The sequence below is a fragment of the Streptomyces sp. NPDC046866 genome (assembly GCF_040704625.1).
GTDB lineage: Bacteria > Actinomycetota > Actinomycetes > Streptomycetales > Streptomycetaceae > Streptomyces.
The window spans coordinates 1-8,694 of the sequence record NZ_JBEYXN010000058.1 but is presented as its reverse complement, the minus strand read 5'-3'; the positions used below and the strand labels follow the sequence as shown (position 1 = coordinate 8,694).

Below are 8,694 nucleotides of genomic sequence, written 5' to 3'. Positions count from 1 at the left end.
GCACCGGGCGCGAAGCGCCCGGGTCTTCCAGCCCCGCCGGCGTTTGAGGCGAACGGGGTCCGGGGCGTCAGCCCCGGTTTCGGGAAGGGGCGGGGAGGGGACAGGCTCCGCGCAGCGGAACAGCGGCAGCGGCAGCGGCAGCGGCAGCGGCAGCGGCAGCGGCAGCGGCAGGGTCAGCGGCGGCGGTGGAGGAGGCGGCCGCCGATGACGGTGGCCACGCAGGCGGTCGCGCCCACCGCCGCCAACTCGCCCGGCCCCGGGGCGGCGAAGACCGCGAACCGGGCGGGAGCCCCCGCCTCCAGAACCCCGAGGAAGGCTTCCTCGGCGCCCGCCCGACCCGCGAACGGGTCCAAAGAGGGCGACACCGGCGCGGAAGCAGCCGGCGGCAGCAGGACCAGCCCCGACCGGGCCACCGCCGTCCGGACGGCCGGCACCGTGAGCCGGCCCGTCACGGCCACCACCCCCCGGGCCAGCAGCTTCTGCGTGGCCCGGCGCGCACTACCGCCCCGCTCGGCCTCGGTCGGCTCCGCCCCGGCGACGGCGGCGACGGCGGCAGCCCCGTACGCCTCGTCCGGGTAGTACGTCTCCTCCAGCAGCTCCCGCGCCCCGTGCACCACCAGCCCCGGCGTCAGCACCCCCGGCCACCGCCGCACCCGCGCCTGCGGACGGCCCGCGGCGAGCTCCTCGTACGGTCCGACGCCGGCGATCCGGTCGCCCTGGACGAGCACCGCCCCGCCGGGTACGGGCACCGCCCCGGCCCCGGCCACAAGCAGCTCCGCGGTGTGCAGCGTCAGCACGGCAGCAGCAGCCCGGTCACTGCGCCGGGATCAGCTTGAGCTCGGGGTGCGCGGTGCCGCCCTCGATCGCCGTGGAGGAGATGTGCGAGACCACGCGGTCGTCGACCGGGTCGTTCGCCGGGTCCTCGTGCACCACGAGGTGCTCGTACGTCGTCGCGCGCTGCGCCGGCACGCGCCCCGCCTTGCGGATCAGGTCGATGATCTCCTGGCGGTTGGAGCGGTGCTTGGCGCCGGCCGAGGAGACCACGTTCTCCTCGAGCATGATCGAGCCGAGGTCGTCCGCGCCGTAGTGCAGGGCGAGCTGCCCGGCCTCCTTGCCGACGGTCAGCCAGGAGCCCTGGATGTGGGCGACGTTGTCGAGGAACAGCCGCGCGATCGCGATCATGCGCAGGTACTCGAAGACCGTCGCCTGGGTACGGCCCTTGAGGTGGTTGTTCTCGGGCTGGTACGTGTACGGGATGAACGCGCGGAAGCCGCCCGTGCGGTCCTGCACGTCGCGGATCATCGCGATGTGCTCGATGCGCTCGGCGTTGGTCTCCCCCGTGCCCATCAGCATGGTGGAGGTGGACTCCACGCCCAGGTTGTGGGCGATCTCCATGATCTCCAGCCAGCGCTCGCCGGACTCCTTCAGCGGGGCGATCGCCTTGCGCGGCCGCTCCGGCAGCAGCTCGGCGCCGGCGCCCGCGAAGGAGTCCAGGCCGGCCGCGTGAATGCGGCGGATGGCCTCCTCGGCGCTGACGCCGGAGATGCGGGCCATGTGCTCGACCTCGGACGCGCCGAGGGAGTGGATGACCAGCTGCGGGAAGGCCTTCTTGATGGCGGAGAAGTGCTCCTCGTAGTACTCCACGCCGTAGTCCGGGTGGTGGCCGCCCTGGAACATCACCTGCGTGCCGCCGAGCTCGACGGTCTCCGCGCAGCGGCGCAGGATGTCGTCGAGGTCGCGGGTCCAGCCCTTCCTGGTGTCCTTCGGGGCCGCGTAGAAGGCGCAGAACTTGCACGCCGTGACGCACACGTTGGTGTAGTTGATGTTGCGCTCGATGATGTACGTCGCGATGTGCTCGGTGCCGGCGTAGCGGCGGCGGCGCACCGCGTCGGCGGCCTGGCCCAGCGCGTGCAGCGGGGCGTGCCGGTAGAGGTCGAGCGCCTCCTCCTTGGTGATCCGGCCCCCTGCGGCGGCGCGGTCGAGGACAGACTGGAGAGCGGCCTGGTCGGTCACCGGTGCGTCACCCTTCGGCGGTGTGTCAAGAGGTCCGGACCGAGCCAGCCTACGCCAGGGCCCGCGCGGGGATTTCACGGGATGCGGGTCAGGTCGCCCTCCGGGTTGCCCGCGGCGCCGTCGCCCGAGCGGTAGTGGAGCTTTCCGTTCGCCTTGAGGGTGAAGCGCTCGTCGTCGGAGCCGTGGGAGCAGATGCCGGGGGCGGGGTTGGGGTTGTCGGTGGTGTCCAGGATGAGGGAGCGGTCGGTGGCGGCGCCGAGCTTCCAGTCGCCGCTGCAGTCGGTGCCCAGGCCGGGCAGGATCGACTTGTCCCGGCCGACGACCTCGCCGACCTTGCCCGCCTTGATGGTGATCTCGAACTCGGTGGACACGCCGAGCCGGGCCGTGGTGACCGTGCCCTTCCAGGTGCCGATCAGCTCCTTGGGCACGTCGTGCCGGGTCCCCCCGCTCGTGCTCCCGCTCGCGCTGCCGCTCGGATCCGGCGTGGAGGACGCGTCCGACTCCGACGGCGACGGGGAGTCCTCCTCCGAGGCGGAGGCGTGCGGCGGGCGGGCCGCCGCTCCGCCGTCCTTCGCGCTGCCGCCGCCGGGGAGCAGGCCCAGCCCGTACAGCCCGCCGGACAGGGCGACCGCCACGGCCGCCGCCGCGACCACCACCGTGCAGCTCAGGCGCCGCCCGGCCGCGGTGACGGAGACCTTGCGCCCGCCGCCGTCGCCCTCGCGGCCGGGCGCGGTGCGCGGCTGCGGCACGGAGGCTCCGCCGCCGCCGGTCTGGGTGGGCGTCTGGCCCGGTGCGGGCTCCGGCGGGGGCGTCGGCGTCCCGTACGGACCCGCCGGCGCCGCGTACGGGGCCCCGGCCGGGTCCCCGTAGGCGGGGTCGGGCGCGCCGAAGGACCCCATGCCGGCCCCCATGCCCCCGGCCGGGACGCGGTCCCCGTACGAGGGCGTGGCGAAGGGCGCCGGCCCCGTGGCGGGCTCGGGCTCGGCGGCCTCCAGGTCGAGCAGGGCCACGGCCGCGCGGCTGGCCTCCTCCAGCACGGGCGCGGGCAGCCGGCCCGGGGCGAGCAGGGCCCCCTCGAGGGCCGCCGCGACCTCCTCGGGTGCGGGCCGGGCGGCGGCCGACTTGTCCAGGCAGGCCGCTACCAGCTCGCGCAGCCCGTCCTGCGCGGGGACCTCGTCCAGCTCGGGCGCCTCGTGGACGACCTTGTAGAGCAGGGTCGCGGAGTTGTCGCCGCTGAAGGGGGGCCGGCCGGTCGCCGCGAAGGCCAGCACCGCCCCGAGGGAGAACACGTCGGCGGCGCCGGTGACGCCCTTGCCGAGGATCTGCTCGGGCGACATGTAGCCGGGCGAGCCGACGGAGACCCCGGTGGAGGTGAGGGAGGCGGTGCCGTCGGTGGCCCGGGCGATCCCGAAGTCGATCAGGCGGGGTCCGTCGACGGTCAGCATCACGTTCGACGGCTTCACGTCGCGGTGGACGAGCCCGAGGCCGTGCACGGCCACCAGGGCGCGGGCCAGGCCCTCGCCGACGGCCCGTACCGAGCCGTGCGGGAGCGGCCCGTGGGCGGCCACCGCCCCGGCCAGGGAGGGTCCGGCGACGTAGCCGGTGGCCACCCACGGCACCGGGGCCTCGGGGTCGGCGTCCAGCACGGGCGCCGTCCACTCCCCGCCGACCCGCCGCGCGGCCTCGACCTCGCGGCGGAAGCGCTCGCGGAACTCGCCGTCGGTGGCGAAGTGCGGATGCACGATCTTGACGGCCACCGTCCGGCCGCCCGCGCTGCGGCCGAGGTACACCCGTCCCATGCCGCCCGAGCCGAGCCGGCCCAGCAGCCGGTACGCGCCGATGGTCCGCGGTTCGCCGGCCTCGAGCGGCTGCATCGCGTCCCCCTCCCCCGTGGTGCCTTCGCCTGGCGGGCGGGGTCCGGATCGGACCGCCCACCAGCACCTTAGGGGTGTCGGGTCGCGGCCGGGGCCGTTCCGCCCGGCTCGGCCCCCGGGCATCGGCACCGGGGCCTGCCGCGGGCCCGGATTTCACCTTTTCCTTACGGCCGGCCCCTCCGCAATACGAAAAGATCCGGAATTCCGGGGAAACAAACCGGCCAGCTGCGGGATCCGATAAACCGATCATCGAATCGATCGTGCAAACATCCGCCGGGCGGCGGCCGAACGGCGGCCGAAACGGTCAGGACCCCGTCAGCAGCTCCACGCGGACATCCGCCGGATACCCCGCCGCGGACCCCGTGCGGCGCGCGAATTCCCGTACGCCCGCGAGCTGTTCCGGCCCGAAGCGGAAGTCGAGCGTGGTGAAGTACCGCTCCAGCAGGGCCGCGTCGAAGGCCTCCCACCGGGCCGCCTGCTCGGCCACCTTGGCGACCTCCTCCAGGGAGATGTCGCGGGACTCCAGGAAGGCCTCGTGCACCTGGCGCACGACCACCGGCTCGCGGTCCAGGTAGTCCTTGCGGGTGGCCCAGACGGCGAAGACGAACGGCAGCCCGGTCCACTCCTTCCACATCAGCCCCAGGTCGTGCACCTCCAGGCCGAGCCGTGGCGCATCGTGCAGCGAGGCCCGCAGCGCGGCGTCGCCGATCAGCACGGCCGCGTCCGCCTCCTGCATCATCAGGCCCAGGTCGGGCGGGCAGGAGAAGTAGTCGGGCCGCACCCCGTACTGCTCCGCCAGCAGCAGCTGGGCCAGCCGCACGGAGGTCCGGGAGGTCGAGCCGAGGGCCACCCGGGCGCCGTCGAGGCGGTCCAGCGGCACCTGGGACACGATCACGCAGGACATCACCGGGCCGTCGCAGCCAACCGCCAGATCCGGGAAGGCCACCAGCCGGTCGGCGTTGCGCAGGAACTCCACCAGCGTCACCGGCGCGATGTCCAGGTCACCCCGCACCAGCTGCTCGCTCAGCTTCTCGGGCGTGTCCTTGGTCAGCTCCAGGTCCAGCAGCGTGCCGGTTCTGGCCAGGCCCCAGTACAGGGGAAGGCAGTTCAGGAACTGAATGTGGCCCACGCGGGGCCGACTGCGATAGAGGTCCACATCGCGAGACTAGCCGCAGCCCCCGCGTCAGCCTTCCTGCGGGTCTCAAACGTCCGGGTGACGTGATCTTTCCCTCTGGTCTCGGCCACCGTGTGCGTGCTAGGCTCAACGCAAGTTGCAGTTTGGTTTCCCTTGCAGTACGAAGCCTGCGGAGAATGTGACCCGCAGGCTTTTGTAGTTTTCAGACTTCTTAGCAGGTTCTGGAGCAGGGCGACCCTTTGGCCCATAGGAGGGCTCATGGCTACCGGAACCGTGAAGTGGTTCAACGCTGAAAAGGGCTTCGGCTTCATCGCCCAGGACGGCGGCGGCCCGGATGTCTTCGTCCACTACTCCGCGATCAACGCGTCTGGCTTCCGCTCCCTCGAGGAGAACCAGACCGTGAACTTCGACGTCACGCAGGGCCCGAAGGGCCCGCAGGCGGAGAACGTCACCCCGGTCTGATCGACCCGGGCCAACCGTCGCGGTTGGAAAGCAGTACCCAAGGAGCCCTGCCCCTCTCCGCCACGCGGAGAGGGGCAGGGCTCCTGCCTTTTCCCTCCGGGGGAGGGGGGAACTCCGGGGCGCGCTCCCACCACGCCGAGCGTTCCCCCAGCCCGCCCCGTCCCCCTGCACCGGACATGCGGCTCCGCCGCGGGGCGTGTCCTGCGGACCGGCCCCGGACCCCGATCTTTGAGCCCCGCCGGCGATTGAGGCGAGCGGGGGCCGGGGCCGCAGGCCACGGTTTCGGGAAGGGGCGGGGAGGGGTACGGCTCCGCGCAGCGGCACACCCGCACCCCGCGCGGCCGCCCGCACCCCGCGCGGCCGCCCGGGCCCGGTCCGGCCCGTCCCGGCCCGGGAAACGGCGGAGCGGTGCCGCCCCGACCCCGGGACGGCACCGCTCCGACGCATCAGGCCGCGGCGGCGGTGACCGTCACGTCCAGCACCAGGACCACGTTCTCCTTGGTGATCAGCCGCAGGTGGTACGTCCCCGGTGCCACCCCCACGGTCTGCAGCTCCGGCAGCACGACCTTCCCGTCGGCACCGGACGGAGCCAGCTCCACGCTGAAGACCTTCTCGCCGTCCTTGGCCCCCTTGAACCAAGGACCCTTCGCCTGCGCCGGATCCACCGGGACCCACTGCCCGGCCTCGTTCTTCTCGACCACCCCGGCGGTGATCCGCGTGCCCGCCACGGCCTTCCCGCCGGCGGTGGCCTGCACCTCGACGCCCTTGACGGGCTGGCCCGCGACGACCTCCAGCGGCTTCGCCGCACCCGCATCGGTGCGGGTCAGCAGGTCCGCGGGAGCGGGAGCCGGCTTCGCCGCGACGACGCCCTTGAAGGTCACCGTGAACTGGCTGGAGGTGTCGTACCCGGTGGCCCGCAGGGTGAAGGTGCCCGCCTGCCCGCCCGCAACCAGGCCGGGCGCGGCGGCCACGCCCTCGGCGTCGGTCTGCACCGCCAGGTGGGCCTGGCCCGGCTTGCCGAAGTTCGTGCCGTCGGTGGTGTCGTCCTCGACCGCGAACAGGATGAACTGGTTCGCCGCCGGCTTGCCGTCGCTGAGCACCGCCTTGATCCGCGGGACCGCGGTGAACGCCGCTCCGGCCTCGGCCTTGAGCTCGGTGCTGCCGACCGCCTCCAGCTTCGCCAGGCGCGCGGGCGTCGGCTTCGGCTTCTCCGGCTCGGGCTTCGGCGTCGGCTTGGCCGGGTCGGTCGGGGTCGTGGTCTTGCCCGGCGTGGGCGTCGGCGAGGTGCCCCGGCCGGGGGTCGTGTGCGTCGGCGTCGTGGTGCGCGGGTTCGGCAGGACCGGGGAGGTCGGCGGCTGGTAGGTCCCGACCGGCGGGTTGGGCACCTGGGTGGCGCCGCTCTGGTACTGGCGCATGAACCCGAGCACGGTGTTCACGTACTCGCGCGAGTTGTTGTAGCTGAGGATCGCCTTGTCGAGCTGGGCCGGGTCCGAGAGGTTCCGGTCGCCCGCGCAGAGGTAGAGGCCCGCGCCGAGGGCGGCGTCGTAGATGTTGTTCGGGTCGCGCTTGGAGTCGCCGTTGCCGTCGGCGCCCCAGGTGGCCCAGGTGGAGGGGATGAACTGCATCGGGCCGACGGCCTTGTCGTAGACGGCGTCGCCGTCCCACTCGCCCTTGTCGGTGTCCTTGACCTCGGCGAAGCCCTGGCCGTTGAGCTGGGGGCCGCGGATGGGGCGCTCGGTGTAGCCGTCGGCCTTGAGCCCGTACCCGGAGGCGTGGACCGACTCGACGCGGCCGATGCCGGCGAGCAGCTCCCACGGCAGCTTGCAGTTCGGCAGGGCGGCGGCCACCGCGGTCTGGGCGCGCTTGTACGCGTCGAGGGCGGTCGCGGGAATGCCGCTGGCCCCCTCGCCGGCACCGGCGGCCGGCGGGACGGCGGGGTCCGCGAGGTTGTCCGGCAGGTCGAGGCGGGCGTCGCCGCGGTCGGTGGCCTGGGGGCTGTCCGGGGTCGGCTCCGACTCGCCCGCGTCGGCGGTGGAGGTGTTGGTCACCACGGCGGCGGTCGTCAGACTGGCCGCGAGCGCGGCCGTGCACAGGACCTTGCGCGAGGTGTTGACGAGGTGGCGGTGAAGCGGCTTCACAGTGCGGCGATCCCCCCAAGGCGGCCGGCAGGTCATACGGCGGGTCGAGCCGTGAATATCCACTGTCTATCAGGTATTCGGACGCGACTCACCGCCACCCCGGGAGATGTGACACACCATTCGTCTCGGCTTCACCCGGGTCTGGCGACCGAACGCACAAGGGGCGGTACGGACGGCCCGATTGGGGATGATACGGGGTGGTATCAGCCCGGCGTCGGCCTCGTTGCCGCCTCCGGCGCCGCCCCTGCCGCCGTCCCCGCCGCCGTCCCCGCATACACGCGCAGCAGGAGCCCGTGGAGGGTGGCCCGCTCGACCTCGTCGAGCGGGGCCAGCAACTGGTCCCGTACGGCCTCGGTCTCGGCGGTCAACTCGTCGAGCAGGCCGCGGCCCGGGCCGCTGATGCGCACCAGCACCCGCCGCCGGTCGGCCGGGTCGCGCTCCCGGTCCACGTGCCCGAGCCGCGCCAGGCCGTCGAGCACCTTGGCCACGTCACTCGGATGCAGTCCCAGGGCCTCGGCGAGCTGCCGCTGCGCCTGCGGCCCGCCGTCGGCGAGCGCGGCGAGCACGGCCATGTCCCACAGCCGGAGCCCGCGCGCGGCGAGCCGGTCACCGACGAGGGCGCGGGCCGTCTTGCCCACCTTGGAGAGCAAGTAGGGGCTGAGGGCGGCCAGTCGGGGGGTGGGGTCGGCCGGTCGGGGGGTGGGGGAAGGCATGGCGGCATTGTAGGCTGCCACCAATCATAGGTCGCCACCTACGAATTGCACCGAACGGAGCCCCATGGACGCCCTGCACACCCGGCTGCTGGTCGGCCGCTTCGGCGAGACCTTCCGCTTCTACGACGCCGTGCTCCCCGCCCTCCTCGGCGCCACCCGCACCCGCGGGTCCGCAGAAGGCCCGTACGCCTCCTGGGACGTGGACGGCCAGGGCGTACTGGCCCTCTTCGACCGCGCGGCGGGGGCGGGGGCGGGGGCCGGGGCGGGGGCGGGGGCGGGGGGCGGGGCCGGCCCCCCCCCCCCCACCACCCACGTCAGCCCCGGCCCCCACCACGACGCCCCCACCCCCCCCCCCCAGG

General features: G+C 73.9%; 8 protein-coding genes. 2 read left to right on the top strand and 6 right to left on the bottom strand.

Features of this window, described 5'->3' with window-relative positions; all coding sequences use genetic code 11:
* Positions 1-173 precede the first annotated feature (173 nt).
* The 4 genes from AB0953_RS35200 to AB0953_RS35185 form a co-directional block, all read right to left on the bottom strand.
* Positions 174-797, bottom strand: coding sequence for a hypothetical protein (locus AB0953_RS35200; protein WP_366863681.1), 624 nt, complete (start codon positions 795-797; stop codon positions 174-176).
* A gap of 16 nt (positions 798-813) precedes the next feature.
* Positions 814-2,013 carry a cyclic dehypoxanthinyl futalosine synthase gene (mqnC, locus tag AB0953_RS35195; RefSeq protein ID WP_366863680.1) on the bottom strand — a complete coding sequence of 400 codons (1,200 nt, stop codon included), beginning with the start codon at positions 2,011-2,013 and terminating at the stop codon, positions 814-816.
* 74 nt (positions 2,014-2,087) lie between these two features.
* Entirely contained in the window at positions 2,088-3,887 is a 1,800-nt protein-coding gene (locus AB0953_RS35190; protein WP_366863679.1) for a serine/threonine-protein kinase, read from the bottom strand.
* A gap of 304 nt (positions 3,888-4,191) precedes the next feature.
* On the bottom strand, positions 4,192-5,043 hold the full coding sequence (locus tag AB0953_RS35185; protein WP_366863678.1) for a menaquinone biosynthesis protein: 852 nt from the start codon (positions 5,041-5,043) through the stop codon (positions 4,192-4,194).
* A gap of 237 nt (positions 5,044-5,280) precedes the next feature.
* Here AB0953_RS35185 and AB0953_RS35180 point away from each other — a divergent pair, with 237 nt between their 5' ends.
* Complete coding sequence (locus AB0953_RS35180) at positions 5,281-5,484, top strand: cold-shock protein (RefSeq protein ID WP_019707740.1); 204 nt, start codon at positions 5,281-5,283, stop codon at positions 5,482-5,484.
* A 446-nt stretch (positions 5,485-5,930) separates the two neighbouring features.
* Here the strand turns inward: AB0953_RS35180 and AB0953_RS35175 are convergent, their stop codons facing one another.
* Together AB0953_RS35175 and AB0953_RS35170 are read right to left on the bottom strand one after the other, a co-directional pair.
* Positions 5,931-7,622: a lytic transglycosylase domain-containing protein gene (locus tag AB0953_RS35175; RefSeq protein WP_366863676.1), complete on the bottom strand. Its 1,692-nt coding sequence runs from the start codon at positions 7,620-7,622 to the stop codon at positions 5,931-5,933.
* 203 nt (positions 7,623-7,825) lie between these two features.
* Positions 7,826-8,335: a MarR family transcriptional regulator gene (locus AB0953_RS35170; protein WP_366863675.1), complete on the bottom strand. Its 510-nt coding sequence runs from the start codon at positions 8,333-8,335 to the stop codon at positions 7,826-7,828.
* A 64-nt stretch (positions 8,336-8,399) separates the two neighbouring features.
* On the opposite strand from AB0953_RS35170, the gene AB0953_RS35165 reads away from it, so the two are divergent.
* A partial coding sequence (locus tag AB0953_RS35165) for a glyoxalase/bleomycin resistance/extradiol dioxygenase family protein (RefSeq protein ID WP_366863674.1) occupies positions 8,400-8,694 on the top strand: 295 nt, incomplete at its 3' end.

Coding starts and splice junctions, on each gene's coding strand:
- AB0953_RS35190 (WP_366863679.1), bottom strand. CDS start 3,887: ATGCAGCCGCTCGAGGCCGGCGAACCGCGGACCATCGGCGCGTACCGG.
- AB0953_RS35180 (WP_019707740.1), top strand. CDS start 5,281: ATGGCTACCGGAACCGTGAAGTGGTTCAACGCTGAAAAGGGCTTCGGC.
- AB0953_RS35170 (WP_366863675.1), bottom strand. CDS start 8,335: ATGCCTTCCCCCACCCCCCGACCGGCCGACCCCACCCCCCGACTGGCC.